Consider the following 15,870-nt stretch of genomic DNA (forward strand, 5'->3'; position numbering starts at 1 on the left):
AACCGGCATAGGTTAATAGCCTATCTAGGGTTCAAATCCCTATCTCTCCGCCACCCTCTTACTATACTTAAGTCTACTATCTATTTTATCCTTATTTGCCATGCTAAAGCTGTGTTTAAACATAGTGATTCGGTTATGGATAAAAAAACAATTCTTAAAGGCATTGCTTATTCACTTTTCTCACCCTTCGTTATTGGGTGTTTAATCGGTGCTTATTATGTCATTACACTGGAAGGTGGTAATAGCAAACTATTCTTTTCAATTCTGCTAAGTGCAGTAGCAAATGCGCATATTGTTGGTTTAACAATGGCAATTTGTGTTGTGCCTTTATATTTATTTTTAATAAAACGTAGTAAAACCAATAATACTGCTGTAATTACAGCCGCGTTATTTGGTGGTGCACTATTCAGTTTTATGTTTAATGTGGCATCGGGACAAGTGTTTATTGTTAATACTGCAATGGCAATATTAGCTGCGGGTATTTTTATAATGACACAAAAAAAACGAATCTAGTTTTTCAGGCGAATAAATAGTAAACAAAAAAGTGAATATTTCGCGATATTCACTTTTTTTAGCTTAAAAAGGTTTCATTTGTTGTTCTGAAAGAGTACCTTTAAGCTTTGTGAATATTGAATTGTTAACTTTTCTAAATAATGAATAAAGAAAGCTTATATCAAAGTTTAAATAATCAAGTAGTGGCTTTGATTGAAGACGAATCTAACCTGATAGCTAACCTTGCAAACGTTAGTGCGTTATTAAATATCGCACTAGAAGACATCAACTGGGTTGGTTTTTATTTATTAGAAAACGACACGCTTGTACTAGGTCCATTCCAAGGTAATCCAGCTTGTGTGCGTATTCCGATTGGAAAAGGTGTTTGCGGTACTGCATTTGAAAAACAACAAACATTACGTATCGAAAATGTTCACGATTTTGAAGGTCACATTGCTTGTGACGCCGCTTCGAATTCTGAAATCGTAATTCCACTTATAAAAGATGGTCAATACATAGGTGTATTAGACATTGATAGCCCAAGCTTGAATCGCTTCGATGAAGATGACCAAGCTGGTTTGGAACTTATTATGTCTTCACTTAAAGAGTATCTTTAATATGAAAGATTGGTTGAGTGTTCAGGATTACCTTTTTGGTATAGATCAAGTAGGTGATTGGGAAGGGCAAGAAGAAGCTGTCGCTGAAAATCTGAATGAACTTATTCACTGTGCTTGGCAAGCGCTTCCAGATGAAGCGGACGCCGAGACAATTGACAGAATTATTGAAGGCATTTGGGAGCACTTGCGTGGTGATACCGCACTTCTAGATGCCGAGCATGAAGAATTAATCGATTGGGTGTTACATTATGTTGCAAACCAATTGGAAAACAATTTAGACGAAGAGATTTAAACTTAAGGTTAAACACATGGACTCTACTAACAAGCTAAAAGACATTAAAGAGGTATTAAATTACCTTTACACAGAGTTTCCAGCCTGCTTTAAAGAAAAGGACGGCATTAAGCCGTTAAAGGTTGGTATCTTTAAAGATATTGCTGAGCGTATCGACAGTGATGAACGTGTAAGTAAAACACAAGTGCGTCAAGCACTTCGTAAATACACTTCAAACTGGCGCTACCTTGAATCAGTTACAAAACATGAGTTCCGTATTGACCTTGATGGTAACGATGCTGAAAAAGTAGAAGAAGAGCACGTAGAGCATGCTAACAAGGCACTAGAAGAAAGCCGAGCAAAGCTTGCAAAACGTAAGAAAGCAGCGCCTCGTAATGCGGGTGAAAAGAAATCTTACAAAAAGAAAGGGACTTTTGCTGATAAAAATAGTGCAAAAGGAACTAAATTTACTTCTAGTAACACTAATAAAGACAAACCTGTTCGCCGTTCAAACAAAGTAGAAGCGCTACCTTCAGGTGATATTAAAGTGAACACTGAAGTTAAAGTAAAACTTGGCCAAGCTTTAGTTAAAGGCACAATCACTGAAGTGAACAAGGAAGACATTCATGTGGTGCTAGTTACTGGCATGCAGGTGAAAACTAAAGCAGAGAGTCTATTTATCGTATAAGGAGACAGTGTATGAGTGAGAAGTTTAAGCTTATTCCACTGGCGGCAGCGCTATTTTCAGCAAATTTATTTGCTTCTGCCGATAAAATTAGCATTGAAAATTTACCTGAGCTAAAACAGGAAATACAGCATATTGCTGCAACCAAGCGAATAACAAATTTATTTACTCGCTCACACTACAAACTTATTCGATTAGATGATGACTTATCTAGCCAAATCTATGACCGCTATTTAGAGTCAATCGACAGTAACAAAAGTCTGTTTCTGCAATCAGATTTGGCTAAATTTGAACATTTCAGGTATGAAATTGATAATGCACTAATCAAAGGCGATATGTCTTTTGCATTTGAAATTTTTAACCTGAATATGCGTCGCCGTTTTGAACGCTTTGATTACTCACTTTCTTTACTCGATAAAGAAATGACGTTTGACAAAGAAGACAATTATTACTTTGACCGCGAAGATGCTGCGATTCCTACTACTATGAAGGAATTACACGAAATTTGGCGTCAACGTGTTAAATATGATGCACTTCGTTTGAAACTTACTGGCAAAGAATGGCCAGATATTCAAGAAATTCTGAAAAAACGTTACCGTTATACTCTAAAACGTATTTCGCAAACGAATAGTGAAGATGCGTATCAAATTGCGATGAACTCATTCGCAAGAAGCATTGAAGCTCATACCTCTTATTTATCGCCACGCCGTGCAGAGCAATTTAAGCAAGATATGCAGCTTGAATTGGAAGGCATTGGCGCTGTTTTAGGTGTTGATGAAGATTACACTGTAATTCGTTCATTAGTACCAGGTGGCCCGGCATCGAAAACTGAAAAGCTTAAATCAGATGATCGCATCATTGCGGTTGCCCAAGGGCAAGACCAATTTGTTGATGTGATTGGTTGGCGTTTAGATGATGTGGTAGACCTAATTAAAGGACCGAAAGGTACTAAGGTTCGTCTACAGTATTTAAAAGGCTCAGATTCGCACGGTACGCCACACGAAGTTGTAATCGTACGTGATAAAATTCGTTTAGAAGATAAAGCTGCTAAATCTAGTGTATTTGAGCCAGTTTATTCAGAGCTTGATACAAAAATCGGGGTGATTGAAATCCCTGGTTTTTACAATAACCTCTCAAAAGATGTGAAGAAAGAACTCGCCAAGCTACAAGAGCAACAGGTTGATGGTATTGTTATCGATTTACGTGGTAACGGTGGTGGCTCATTGTATGAAGCAACCCAATTATCAGGTTTGTTCTTCGATAAAGGCCCGGTAGTTCAAATTCATAACATCAACGGTAAAGTTGAAAAACAAAAAGACCGTGATGGCGTTACCTATTACGATGGTCCACTTACGGTACTGGTAGACCGCTATAGTGCATCTGCTTCTGAAATTTTTGCAGCAGCGATGCAGGATTACGGGCGCGCTGTAATTATTGGTGAACAAACTTTCGGTAAAGGTACAGTTCAACAGCACAGAAGCCTAACAAAAGCGTTTGATTTATTTGAAAATCCACTCGGTAGTGTACAGTACACAATTGCTAAATTTTATCGCATTAATGGTGGCAGTACACAGCACAAAGGGGTGATCCCAGATATTAAATTCCCAAGCCCAATTGATCCTGCAGAGTGGGGTGAAAGTCAGGAAGATAATGCATTGCCTTGGGATCATATTCGTAAGGCGAATTATTCAAAACTTGATGATTTATCTCCAGCAATTACGTTTTTAACGGATAAACACAAAGAGCGTATCGCAGCAGAGCCTGAATTTATCTATCTTAATGATGACATAGCAGTTTATCAAAAAGAGAAAGATCGTGATTCAGTGACGTTAGTAAAAGCTAAGCGTGAAAAGCAACGTGAAGAAGATAAAGTTAAAGCATTAGCGCGTGCAAATGAACGCTTAAAACGTCTAGGCTTAGACCCGATTGCATCTTTAGATGATGCACCTGATGTACTGGATGAAATTGATCCAGGACTTGAGGAAGCGGTGCATATTACATCAGATTTTATTAAGTATGGCCGTTACGCTAAACACTAATTAGCAATGATTTTAGCAAGCGCCGATTTTAACAAAGTCGGCGCTTTTTTATGTAAAACTAAAAATAATAAATGTCAGCACTTTGCCGCTTAGGTGATGTAAAGTTGATAAATAATGACAACAATTTGAGGTATCTTTGTGAAGCAAGTAAAACAAGCGACCTTTTTAGACGCTTTAATTCCAATAAGCGTTTTAGTGCTACTGCTTGGCACATCCGTTTATTTATACAGTGATGATTCATCGTATGGTCCTAACCAAATAGCTTTATTATTTGCTGCAGCAATTGCGGTTTTAATTGGCTTAAAAAATGGCTTTAAATGGGATGAACTCGAAGAAGCCATGGTTAAAGGTATAACCATTTCTTTAGGCGCCGTACTGATTTTATTAATGGTTGGTGCGCTAATTGGTACTTGGTTACTATCAGGCACAGTTCCGTCATTAATTTATTATGGCCTGCAACTGATAAATCCTCATTGGTTTTATGCTGCAAGTTGTGTGCTTTGCGCCATAGTAGCGCTAAGTATTGGTAGTTCATGGACCACAGCAGCCACTATCGGTGTTGCATTACTAGGGGTTTCAACCGGACTTGGGCTTGACCAAGTTGTAACGGCAGGTGCTGTTATTTCAGGTGCCTATTTTGGTGATAAATTAAGCCCGCTTTCAGAGACAACTAACCTAGCACCAGCGGTTGCGGGCAGTAATTTATTTGAGCATATTCATCACATGCTTTGGACCACCGTACCAAGCTTCATTATTGCTTTGATTATTTTCTTAGTGATGGGTTTCAATGCGGAAGGGATCCCAAATGAAGGGCGCATTGAAGAAATCTCAGGTATTTTGTTACAAAACTTCAATATTGGCATCGAAATGTTAGTACCACTGGTAGTTTTGTTAGCGCTTGCAGTGAAAAAAATGCCTGCATTCCCTGCAGTTGCAATTGGTGCCTTTGTAGGTGCAATTTGGGCCTTATTATTTCAACAAGATTTAATCGCAAATCAAATTGAGAGCGGTGTAAATCAATTTGTTGGTACCTTTAAGTTAGTTTGGGCTGCATTTTTTAATGGTTTTAGCATCACAACCGGTGATGAAAAAATGGATAGCTTGCTAAGTGGAGGTGGTATGTCTGGCATGCTTAATACTACTTGGTTAATCATTTGTGCCTTGATGTTTGGCGCGGTTATGGAGAAAGTAGGCCTATTAAAAGTGTTTGTTTCGGGTATTTTAAAAATTGCCAAAAGCACAGGTTCACTTATCGCATCAACAGTTGCGACCTGTATCGGCACAAATTTAATTGCTGCTGACCAATATATGGCGATTGTTATGCCAGGTCGTATGTTTAAAGAAGAGTATGAAAAACGTGGTCTTGCTAATGTGAATTTATCACGCACATTAGAAGATGGCGGTACCATTACAAGCCCATTAATCCCATGGAATACTTGTGGTGCATATATGCAAAGCGTGCTTTTAATTAGCCCATTAGATTATGCTATGTATGCGTTTTTCAATTTAATTAATCCAGTGCTAGCGGTTGTTTATGCCTATTTTGGCATTAAAATTTTAAAGCTAGAGCCGAAACACGTTCAATCTCGTGAAGCATAACTAAGTAGAGTAATTTTTTTATGAGCGATCAACATATTTCAACTAACCAGGCTAAGTATCGTAAAGATTACAAAGCGCCTGAGTTTTTAGTTGATTCACTGTATTTAGAGTTTGATTTACAGCCTACACAAACACGTGTATTACAAAAGTCCCATTATAAACGCGTGGGCTCTTCGCAAAGTGAGCTGTGGTTAGATGGTGTTAATCAAACACTGCATTGTATCAATGTAAATGGCGTTGCTTTTACTGAATATGAAACGTTTGAGCAGGGTATTTTATTAAAGAATTTACCTGCAGAATTTGAACTGCATATCGAAACGGAAATAGACCCAAAAAACAACACATCGTTAGAGGGCTTATATTTATCTGATGGTGCTTATTGCACTCAATGTGAAGCAGAGGGATTTCGTAAAATCACCTATTTTCAAGATAGGCCTGATGTTTTAACAAAATATACCGTTAAGGTTATTGCAGATAAATCGTTCACTCACTTGCTTTCTAATGGTAACAAGATTGACAGTGGCGAACTTGCTGACGGAAGGCACTTTAATGTGTGGCAAGATCCGTATAATAAACCAAGCTATTTATTTGCCTTGGTGGCTGGTGATTTTGATGTTTTACAAGATAAATTTACGACACGTTCTGGTCGTGATGTGTTACTTGAGTTATTTGTAGATAAAGGCAACTTAAGTAAAGCAGACCATGCAATGGCATCGCTTAAGCGTGCAATGAAATGGGATGAAGAGCGTTTTAATCTTGAATATGATCTTGATATTTACATGATTGTTGCTGTTGATTTCTTCAATATGGGTGCAATGGAGAATAAAGGATTAAACATCTTTAACTCTAAATGTGTACTTGCCAACCAAGCAACGGCAACAGATAGAGATTATCACACCATTGAAAGTATTGTTGGTCATGAATATTTCCATAATTGGACAGGAAACCGTGTTACATGCCAAGACTGGTTCCAGCTTTCATTAAAAGAAGGGTTAACGGTTTTCCGAGATCAAGAATTTAGCTCCGATATTGGTTCACGTGCTCTTAACCGAATTGATGCAGTTAAAGTAATGCGCGGTCCCCAGTTTAGTGAAGATGCAGGACCAATGGCACATCCGATTAGACCGGATAAAGTAATCGAGATGAATAATTTCTATACGGTTACTGTTTACGATAAAGGATCTGAAGTGATCCGCATGATGCATACCTTACTAGGGGAAGCTAATTTCCAAAAAGGAATGCAACTCTACTTTGAACGTCATGATGGTACCGCAGCAACATGTGATGATTTTGTGAGCGCAATGCAAGATGCGTCAAACATTGATTTAAGCTTATTTTCAAAGTGGTATAGCCAATCTGGTACGCCTGAGTTAACAGTCATTCGTGAATATAATGAGTCGGCTAGGTCATTAACATTAACAGTGTCGCAAAAAACTGCACCAACGCAAGACCAAAATGAAAAACAAGCGCTTCATATTCCGCTTGCAATCGAACTTATCTCGCCTGAAGGGGTTTCACAGCCGCTGCAAATTAATGGTGAGTTAATTGGTAATGTAGTCAGTCTTAAGCAAGAAACACAACAGTTTATTTTCGAAAATATTGATGCCGATTCATCAGTTGTATTTTTAGAAGATTTTTCAGCGCCTTGTAGGGTTGTGTTTGAACAATCATTAAATGAGCTGATTTTAATCGTTAAACATGCCCGCAGTGACTTCTCCAAATGGGATGCGATGCAACGTTTGATGATTGTATGTTTAAAAGAGACAATTGATAAAGGCACTGAATTACCAAAAGAAATCATAGATCTATTTAAATATTTACTCACATCAGAAGCGTCTGATCTTTCTTTACTAAGTGAATTAATCACACTTCCCAGTTTTGATAGTATTGCTGCAACGTATGACACAATTCCTGTTGATGAGATATGTGCACAATTGGCATCTGTAAAATCAACATTAGCTAATTTGTTAAAAGACGCGCTTGTAGAGCGTTATACCGGCCTTTCTGAAACTGGAGGATTAGATGCTCATAGCGTGGGTGTGCGCGCTTTAAAAGGGTGTTTGCTTGGTTATCTAACGCTCACTGATTGGCAGTCAGTATCAAGTGAACTTGAGAGCGAATTCGAAAATACGAATATGACCAATAGTTTAAATGCACTGAATGCAGTGTGCGATAGCTTACATGTATCACACTCAAACTTCTTAGCGCGATTCAAAGAGAAGTGGCAACATGATGTGCTTGTACTTGATAAGTGGCTTGCTCAAATCGGTCGGTTAAAATCTGAGCATGTAACTAATACAATTTCACAGATGTTTGATAGTGGAGAGGTTGATATAACTAACCCTAATCGTGTTCGTGCATTGTTGATGAGTTACTGCATGTTCAATCCACAAGCTTTTCATGCGATTGATGGTTCAGGTTATAAACTGTTAACCGATTTGTTGATTAAACTTGATAAAATTAATCCACAAAATGCTGCACGTTTAATTACGCCTTTGCTAAGTTTTAAACGCCATACAATTGAACGTCAAAATAACGCTAAGGAACAATTACAGCGTTTAGCAGCAATTGCTGATCTGAGTCCAGATTTGTTTGAAAAGGTGAGTAATGCCCTCAATGGTGAGTAAAACTTACTATTTTTCAATAAATTTTAATTACGATGAGTGTATGGCCTATTACAAAGGCCATTATACTCAAGTGCAAGTATTGAGTGATTGCGGCAAAACAATCCGCTTTGATGCTTCTAAAATACGTCCTTTTATTTCTTCTTTGGGTATAAAAGGGCGTTTTCGTATCCATTTAACAGCTGAAAATAAATTTATTTCTATAGAAAAAATACTTTAAAAACATTTTATTAACCTAATGTTTTCATCTTTTTTAAGAACTTTTTTAAGTTCTTTAGCATAAGCACTTTTCATTTCGATTATTTAACTGGTAAGATGTCTTACCTATGTGATTAGAAAGTAGAATATCTAATAACAAGAGTGAATATGTAATCATTATTTAATGATTTCGCGATATCTCATGTTTTACTTGTAATTTTATGAATTGCTTTCTATCGTTACAAGCATACTAAAAACAATAACTTGATAACAAAACAGCCCGCCATAGGGGGAATATATATGATAAAAAGTCCTCTTTTTGTCAAAAACAAACTGGCTTTAGGTGTTACAGCTGCGTGTATGGCATTTGCAAGCCAAACTGTTTCAGCCGCATCATTTGAAGTTGGTGGTTTTGAAATACAATTTGACTCTACTTTTTCATACGGTACAAGCTACCGTGTTGAAGACCGTGATTTCGATAATCAAATCGGTAAATCTAATCATCCTCGCTTTGATTGGACTGGTTATCACCCAGCACTAAACCCTATTTATTCATCAAGTGATATCTGGTCACAACCAGGTACATACTCGAATAATGGTGATGCAGGTAACTTAAACTTTGATAGTGGTGAAGCTTTTTCACAGTTATTAAAGGGCACACATGAATTAGAAATTCGCAAAGACAACTTTGGTTTCTTTACGCGTTTTATGTACTTCTATGATTTTGCACTGAATGATACTGACTTAGCATATAAAAACCCAACGTCAGGTCAGGGTGTAGATCCGTGTGCAAATAAAGAATCTGAAGAATTAGTATGTAAAGATCTTCGTTTACTAGATGCATTTGTTTATGCAGATTTTGATTTAAACGAAGGTTACAACCCGCTTTCAATCCGTTTAGGTCAACAAGTAGTTAACTGGGGTGAAAGTGCGTTAATTTCTCACGGTATTAATATTAACCCAGTTGATATTGACCGTTTAAAAGCGCCAGGTGCTGAAGTAAAAGAAGCGTTTATCCCAGTGGGTATGCTTTGGGCTTCATTAGGTATTACTGAAAACGTTTCAGCTGAAATGTTCTATCAATACCAATGGCATGAAACACGCCTACCTGTTGCTGGTACTTATTTATCTACAAATGACTTTGCTGCAGTTAATGGTAATGCAAATAACGTTCAATTAGGCTTTACCTCTAATCCAGATATTGATTTAGCGTATTTAACAAATTCTCTAAACAATATGTATACTCAGTGGGGTCAGGTTTTAGCGGCACAAGGTATGGATCCTTCAAGTGCTGAAGCACAGTCTTTACTTGCAAGTATGTATCTTGCTCACCCAACTAAAGTTGCAATTAAAGCCAATGGCGATAAAGCCATGAAAGAGCCAAAAGATTCAGGCCAATATGGTTTGAAACTTGGTTGGTTTGTTCCTGAACTTAATGAAACAGAATTTGGTTTCTACTATGTTAATTATCATAGTCGCCGCCCATTAATTTCTGGTAAAGCTTCTGACTTTACAGGTGCAGCGATTGGTCATGACTTAGCGTATATTGCAAACAACACGATTACTGCTGATAACATTACTAACTTAAAAGGTTTCACTGAAGCACAACTTGAATATCCAGAAGATATTAAAATGTATGCATTCAGCTGGAACACTGCGATTGGTGAAACAGCGTTTGCCGGTGAATTCACTTACCGTCAAGACGAACCACTGCAAATTGATGACGTAGAGTTATTATATGCAGGTATGGCTGAACAACTGGCAAACCCGGGTGTACCAGATGCGGTACGTCAAGATATGTTTGCGGGTATTTCACAAGTTGAAACTGTATCACCAGGTGAAGTAGCACAAGGTTATATTCTTCGCGACACTGCACAACTTCAATTTAGCTTAACCCATTTATTTGGCCCATCATTAGGTGCTGATAGCTGGGCTGTGCTTGGTGAAGTAGGTGGTGTGCACGTTAAAGATTTACCAGAATATGATGAATTACGCCTTAATGCCCCAGGTACTGCACGTAGCGGTATTATGCAAGGCCCAGCTGATGATTACACAGCACTTCATCTATTACTTTCAAATGGTCCAGAAACAAATCAATTTGCGTCAGCAACATCTTGGGGTTACCGCCTAGTTGCTAAAGGTGAATATAACAACCTATTTGCTGGTGTAAACTTCTCACCACGTGTTGTGTTCTCGCACGATGTAAATGGTACAACACCAGACCCAATGTTCTTATTTGTTGAAGATCGTATGTCAGCTTCAGTCAACCTTAACTTTAACTATCAAAACCAGTGGTCGTTTGACTTTGGTTACAATAGTTTCTGGGGTGGCGGTAGTGCAAATGGCTTAGCAGATCGCGACTATGTTTCATTTAATATCAAGTATTCAATTTAAGGTAGTGCAAATGGCTTAGCAGATCGCGACTATGTTTCATTTAATATCAAGTATTCAATTTAAGGGTAACAATATGATTAAAAAACCTACCCTGGTAGCGCTTGCTTTAATTGGTGTGTTTAGCACATCATCTGCAGTTGCTAAAATTTCAGCTGAACAAGCTGCTCGCTTAGGTCAAGATTTAACACCACTAGGTGCTGAAAAAGCGGGTAATGCAGATGGTTCAATCCCTTCTTGGGAAGGCGGTATTACTAAAGCGCCAGACACTTACAAAGTTGGCGACCACCATCCAGATCCATTTGCAGATGATAAAGTTCTTTTTACTATCGATAAATCGAATTTAGAGCAGTACAAAGAGCTTCTATCTCCTGGTCAAGTGGCAATGTTTGAGGCTTACCCTGAAACGTTTAAGATGAATATCTATCAAACGCGTCGCAGTGCTTCTTACCCACAATTTATTTATGATGCAACGAAAAAATATGCAACAACTGCTGAGCTTGTTGAAGAAGGAAATGGTATTAAAAATACCGCTATCGGTATTCCTTTCCCAATTCCTGAAACAGGTCTAGAAGCAATCTGGAACCATATTTTGCGTTACCGTGGTTTATCAATCCAACGTTATGGCGGCCAAGCTGCACCAACAGCAAGCGGTTCATATAATATTGTAGGATTTGATGAGCAACTTCTTGTTAAATATTCTGAACAAGATGCAACACCTGAATCGTTGCAGAAATCAAATATCTTATTTAAATTTAAACAGGCTGTAACTGAACCTGCTCGCCTTGCTGGTACGGCATTACTTGTTCACGAGACGATGGACCAGGTGTTAACACCTCGTCAAGCTTGGACCTATAACACCGGTCAACGTCGTGTTCGTCGTGCACCAAATGTTGCATATGATGCACCAGGTACAGCGTCAGATAGTCTACGTACTACTGATGATTTCGATATGTTTAACGGTTCGCCAAATCGTTACGATTGGAAATTACTTGGTAAGAAAGAAATGTACATTCCGTACAACAGCTACAAGCTTCATAGCAATGAACTAAAATACGATGATATTTTGATGCCTGGTCATATTAACCCAGAACATGTTCGTTATGAAAAACACCGTGTTTGGGTTGTTGAAGCAAACTTGAAAGAAGGTACACGTCATATTTATAAGAAACGTGTATTCTTTATTGATGAAGATAGCTGGCAAATCCATGTTGCGGATCTTTACGATAACCGTGATCAACTATATCGTGTCGCTATGGCACACGGTGTGAACTATTACGAAGTACCAACTCATTGGAGTACATTGGATGTATATCATGACTTGAACTCACGTCGTTATTTAGCAATTGGCTTAGATAACGAAGAGAAGATGTATGATTTCCAACAATCATTCAAAGACACTGAGTTTACTTCAAATGCATTACGTCGCTCAGGTCGACGCTAATAAAACAATACGGCCCGCGAGGGCCGTTTTTCTCAAACGCTACCGCAACATATATGAAAAAATATCTATTCTTAATCGGCTCTCTCATCGCGACTGGCGCACTGGCTAAAGTGCTGCCGCAACCAGCTATTCCCGCAAAGCTTGCAGCGCAAAATTTGCTAACTGATATTACTCTTGTGGGTAATTCAACTCTTGCTGTTGGTAAATGGGGAAATATTGTTTACAGCAAGGATTCAAATACATGGCAGCAGGCTAATACACCAGTGCAAAGCTTATTAACCGCGGTGTATTTTGTTGACTCACAATTAGGCTGGGCTGTTGGCCATGACGCTACAATCTTACACACGCAAGATGGCGGGCAAAACTGGCATATTCAACAATATTTACCTGAGTTAGATAAGCCTCTTTTAGATATCCTTTTCTTTGATAAAAAGCACGGGTTAGCAATAGGTGCCTATGGCTTAACTTACCGTACAACCGATGGCGGAAAAACATGGCAAAAAGAATTCTATGATTCATTGTTGTACGAAGAAGACCGTGAATACCTTAATGACTTAAAAGAATCTGATCCAGAAGGTTACCAAATAGAAACGCAAGCAATCTTGCCACACTTTAATAAATTATATCTTGATGGTGAAACACTGTGGCTTGTCGGAGAACTTGGTTTGATGGCCACTAGTAGTGATATGGGGAAAACATGGCAACGTCTTGATGAAATTTATGCTGGTTCGTTTTTCTCATTTAACAAATTGAATAATCAATATTTAGTTGGTGGACTTCGTGGCACTGCGTTTACAAGTACAGACGGTGTTGAATGGACACAATTAGAGACAAACACAACTGCATCAATCAATAATATTGAAATTGTTGCTGATAAAGCCATATTTCTAGCAAATAGTGGTGTTTGGCTAACTTACTCTGATAACCAAATTACTAAATCAGTGACTAAAGATGGTAAGTCACTTATGGCCGGTGCGCTTAACCAGAATGGTTTAATCATCGCATCAGAATCTGGAATACATAAACTTAGCGTGCAGTAATTATGAATTCAATTTTAACAAAAATAGAAACAAGTTTATTCAGACATCGGTTAGTTGTCCTACTAGTCTTTCTGGCAGCCACTCTTTTTCTAGGTTTTAAGGCCACACAAATAAAACTTGATGCGTCTTTTAATAAAAATATACCTCTAAATCATGAGTATATGAAAACCTATTTGAAGCATGAAAAGCAATTCGGTGGGGCGAATGGCATTTTAATATCGGTGTGTGACGCGCGAGGCGATATTTTTAATCCAGAGTTTTTTACTCAATTAAAAAATGTGCATGATCAATTATTTTTTATTCCAGGTGTTAACCGTCCATTAGTAAGCTCAATTTTTGCGCCGAGTGCACGTTTTGTTGAAGTTGTTGAAGATGGTTTTGCAGGTGGTCCAATTATACCTGCTGATTTCAAAGCTGACGCACGCGGTCTTGCGACGGTGAAAGAAAACATTGAAAAGGCAAAAGTAGTTGGCCGCATGGTTGCGAATGACTATTCATGTGCGATGGTAACTGCTCAGTTAATGGAAACCGATCCTAAAACGCAAGAAAAGCTGGATACGTTAGCCTTTGCTGAAAAGCTTGAAAGTGAAATCCGCAATAAGTTTACGACAGAAAATGTCTCAATTCATATTATCGGTTTTGCCAAAATGGCAGGTGATGTTGCTGATGGTGCGAAAGATGTTGTGTTGTTTTTCCTTATCGCAATTTTAATTACAACGGTAATGGTTTGGCTTTTCTGTAAGAGTATGAAACTTACTGTGTTACCAATTTTGTGTTCACTAATTGCAGTTATTTGGCAATTAGGTTTGCTTAACCTTGTTGGTTTTGGTTTGGACCCGATGTCAATCCTTGTACCATTTTTGGTATTTGCGATTGGTGTAAGTCACGGTGTTCAAATGATCAATAGTATTGGTCAAAAAGTGGCACAAGGGCTTTCTAATAAGGTTGCTGCACAATCAAGCTTTGCCGCACTATTAGTGCCAGGTGGTATCGCTTTTTCGTTTTTATTACGTTACTTTCTATTGACATTGGTATTATTCGTGAGCTTGCAATTACAGCAAGTTTAGGTGTTGCAGTTATCATTTTTACAAACCTAGTGTTACTGCCTGTAATCGCGTCTTATCTTGATTACACAAAAATGAAGCGAGTTGACGATGGTAATGGCGAAACACATGATGCATTTGCAGGTATTAGAGAACTACTTGTAAAGGCAACGGAGCCAAAAACCAGTAAAGTAATCTTGTTTGTTGCTGCTGCGTTATTTGTATTCGGCATTATTAAATCAAATGAAATGCAAATTGGTGATTTGCATGCAGGTGCGCCATCACTACATGAAGATGCACGCTATAACCAAGATACGTTTTTAATTACCGATAAATACTCAATCTCAGTAGATATCTTAAAAATTATTGTTGAAGCAGAGCCTGAAGCGTGTACTTTCCATGACACCATGGAGCGCATTGATCGTTTCCAATGGAAACTACAAAATGTTGAAGGTGTTCAATCTGCAGTTTCACTTAGTAGCATAGCGCAGCAAGTAAATGCTGGATACAACGAAGGTAATTTAAAATGGCAAACCTTACCGCGTAATACTGCCTCACTTGTGCAAGCGTCTAGCCGTGTTGAAACAAGCACAGGTCTTCTAAATAGCGATTGTTCGGTTATGCCAATTGTCGCCTTTATCGAAGATCACAAAGCTAAAACAATTAATCATGTAATTGATGCAGTTAAACAGTTTGCAAAAGAAGAGGGTACAGAGTCACTTCAGTTTAAGTTAGCTTCTGGTCCGGTAGGCGTTATGGCTGCAACAAATGAGTCAGTAAGTGAAGCGCAATTACCGATGATGATTTACGTTTACGGTGCGGTAATTATTCTTTGCCTTATTAGTTTCCGCTCATTGCGTGCAACTATTGCTGTTGTATTACCACTGTATGTTGTGTCAACACTTGCACAAGCGCTGATGGTTTACCTTGAAATCGGTTTAACTGTAAGTACCTTGCCAGTAATTGCATTGGGTGTTGGTATTGGTGTTGACTATGGTATTTATATTTTGTCTTCGATGAGCGGCTTGTTACGCCAAGGCGTACCACTGACAGATGCTTATCGCCGTGCTCTTATCGAGCGTGGTAGTGCTGTGCTATTTACTGGTATTACGCTTGCTGTTGGTGTTAGTACTTGGGTATTCTCAGCACTTAAGTTCCAAATGGACATGGGTATATTGTTAACCTTTATGTTTTTAGTCAACATGTTAGGTGCTGTACTCCTCCTACCAGCACTCGGTACCTTGTTATGGCGTAAAAAAACTTCTGAATAAATGTGTACAAAAATGGCCAGAAATGGCCATTTCTATCTATATTTAGTGAATAGTAAGCCAACTGGTTGAAATATGTACTGGTTTGCTACAAAAAATGCTATTTAAATCTATGCTAAAAGAGTTAGAATTCACCTGACTCCACTGCAGTTTGTTAGA

11 protein-coding genes and 1 pseudogene are annotated in these 15,870 nt (G+C 38.2%); all 12 read left to right on the plus strand.

The features are described from left to right. Window positions 1-135: 135 nt before the first annotated feature. The 12 genes and pseudogenes from ON073_RS14510 (at window position 136) to ON073_RS14565 (ending at window position 15,714) form a co-directional block, all read left to right on the plus strand. Window positions 136-513 (plus strand): hypothetical protein, encoded by a 378-nt coding sequence (locus ON073_RS14510; protein ID WP_274762592.1) that lies wholly within the window; start codon window positions 136-138, stop codon window positions 511-513. A 140-nt stretch (window positions 514-653) separates the two neighbouring features. Further along, window positions 654-1,109, plus strand: a complete 456-nt coding sequence (locus ON073_RS14515) for a GAF domain-containing protein (RefSeq protein WP_274762593.1) — start codon at window positions 654-656, stop codon at window positions 1,107-1,109. A gap of 1 nt (window position 1,110) precedes the next feature. Then, the gene (locus tag ON073_RS14520) at window positions 1,111-1,401 is read left to right on the plus strand and encodes a hypothetical protein (protein ID WP_274762594.1); all 291 of its coding nucleotides are present in this window, start codon (window positions 1,111-1,113) and stop codon (window positions 1,399-1,401) included. A 16-nt stretch (window positions 1,402-1,417) separates the two neighbouring features. After that, entirely contained in the window at window positions 1,418-2,068 is a 651-nt protein-coding gene (proQ, locus tag ON073_RS14525) for an RNA chaperone ProQ (RefSeq protein WP_274762595.1), read from the plus strand. An 11-nt stretch (window positions 2,069-2,079) separates the two neighbouring features. After that, complete coding sequence (gene prc, locus ON073_RS14530; protein ID WP_274762596.1) at window positions 2,080-4,104, plus strand: carboxy terminal-processing peptidase; 2,025 nt, start codon at window positions 2,080-2,082, stop codon at window positions 4,102-4,104. A gap of 138 nt (window positions 4,105-4,242) precedes the next feature. Further along, complete coding sequence (gene nhaC / locus ON073_RS14535) at window positions 4,243-5,703, plus strand: Na+/H+ antiporter NhaC (RefSeq protein WP_274762597.1); 1,461 nt, start codon at window positions 4,243-4,245, stop codon at window positions 5,701-5,703. 20 nt (window positions 5,704-5,723) lie between these two features. After that, window positions 5,724-8,330, plus strand: coding sequence for an aminopeptidase N (gene pepN, locus ON073_RS14540; RefSeq protein WP_274762598.1), 2,607 nt, complete (start codon window positions 5,724-5,726; stop codon window positions 8,328-8,330). After that, window positions 8,320-8,547, plus strand: a complete 228-nt coding sequence (locus ON073_RS14545; RefSeq protein ID WP_274762600.1) for a DUF2835 domain-containing protein — start codon at window positions 8,320-8,322, stop codon at window positions 8,545-8,547. Before pepN ends, ON073_RS14545 begins: the two co-directional genes overlap by 11 nt. A gap of 278 nt (window positions 8,548-8,825) precedes the next feature. Further along, window positions 8,826-10,919, plus strand: coding sequence for a DUF1302 domain-containing protein (locus tag ON073_RS14550; RefSeq protein WP_274762602.1), 2,094 nt, complete (start codon window positions 8,826-8,828; stop codon window positions 10,917-10,919). A 73-nt stretch (window positions 10,920-10,992) separates the two neighbouring features. Next, complete coding sequence (locus tag ON073_RS14555; RefSeq protein WP_274762603.1) at window positions 10,993-12,360, plus strand: DUF1329 domain-containing protein; 1,368 nt, start codon at window positions 10,993-10,995, stop codon at window positions 12,358-12,360. 53 nt (window positions 12,361-12,413) lie between these two features. Beyond that, window positions 12,414-13,400, plus strand: coding sequence for a WD40/YVTN/BNR-like repeat-containing protein (locus tag ON073_RS14560; protein ID WP_274762604.1), 987 nt, complete (start codon window positions 12,414-12,416; stop codon window positions 13,398-13,400). Between the two features lie 2 nt (window positions 13,401-13,402). Further along, window positions 13,403-15,714 (plus strand): annotated as a pseudogene (locus tag ON073_RS14565) (efflux RND transporter permease subunit). Window positions 15,715-15,870 lie beyond the last annotated feature (156 nt).

Source organism: Pseudoalteromonas sp. G4, assembly GCF_028875915.1.
Classification (GTDB): Bacteria; Pseudomonadota; Gammaproteobacteria; order Enterobacterales; family Alteromonadaceae; genus Pseudoalteromonas.

Excerpts from the sequence above, each read along its gene's own strand:
- pepN (WP_274762598.1), top strand. The coding sequence starts at position 5,724 with ATGAGCGATCAACATATTTCAACTAACCAGGCTAAGTATCGTAAAGAT.
- ON073_RS14555 (WP_274762603.1), top strand. The coding sequence starts at position 10,993 with ATGATTAAAAAACCTACCCTGGTAGCGCTTGCTTTAATTGGTGTGTTT.
- ON073_RS14560 (WP_274762604.1), top strand. The coding sequence starts at position 12,414 with ATGAAAAAATATCTATTCTTAATCGGCTCTCTCATCGCGACTGGCGCA.
- ON073_RS14510 (WP_274762592.1), top strand. The coding sequence starts at position 136 with ATGGATAAAAAAACAATTCTTAAAGGCATTGCTTATTCACTTTTCTCA.
- ON073_RS14515 (WP_274762593.1), top strand. The coding sequence starts at position 654 with ATGAATAAAGAAAGCTTATATCAAAGTTTAAATAATCAAGTAGTGGCT.
- prc (WP_274762596.1), top strand. The coding sequence starts at position 2,080 with ATGAGTGAGAAGTTTAAGCTTATTCCACTGGCGGCAGCGCTATTTTCA.
- ON073_RS14550 (WP_274762602.1), top strand. The coding sequence starts at position 8,826 with ATGATAAAAAGTCCTCTTTTTGTCAAAAACAAACTGGCTTTAGGTGTT.
- ON073_RS14520 (WP_274762594.1), top strand. The coding sequence starts at position 1,111 with ATGAAAGATTGGTTGAGTGTTCAGGATTACCTTTTTGGTATAGATCAA.
- proQ (WP_274762595.1), top strand. The coding sequence starts at position 1,418 with ATGGACTCTACTAACAAGCTAAAAGACATTAAAGAGGTATTAAATTAC.
- ON073_RS14545 (WP_274762600.1), top strand. The coding sequence starts at position 8,320 with ATGGTGAGTAAAACTTACTATTTTTCAATAAATTTTAATTACGATGAG.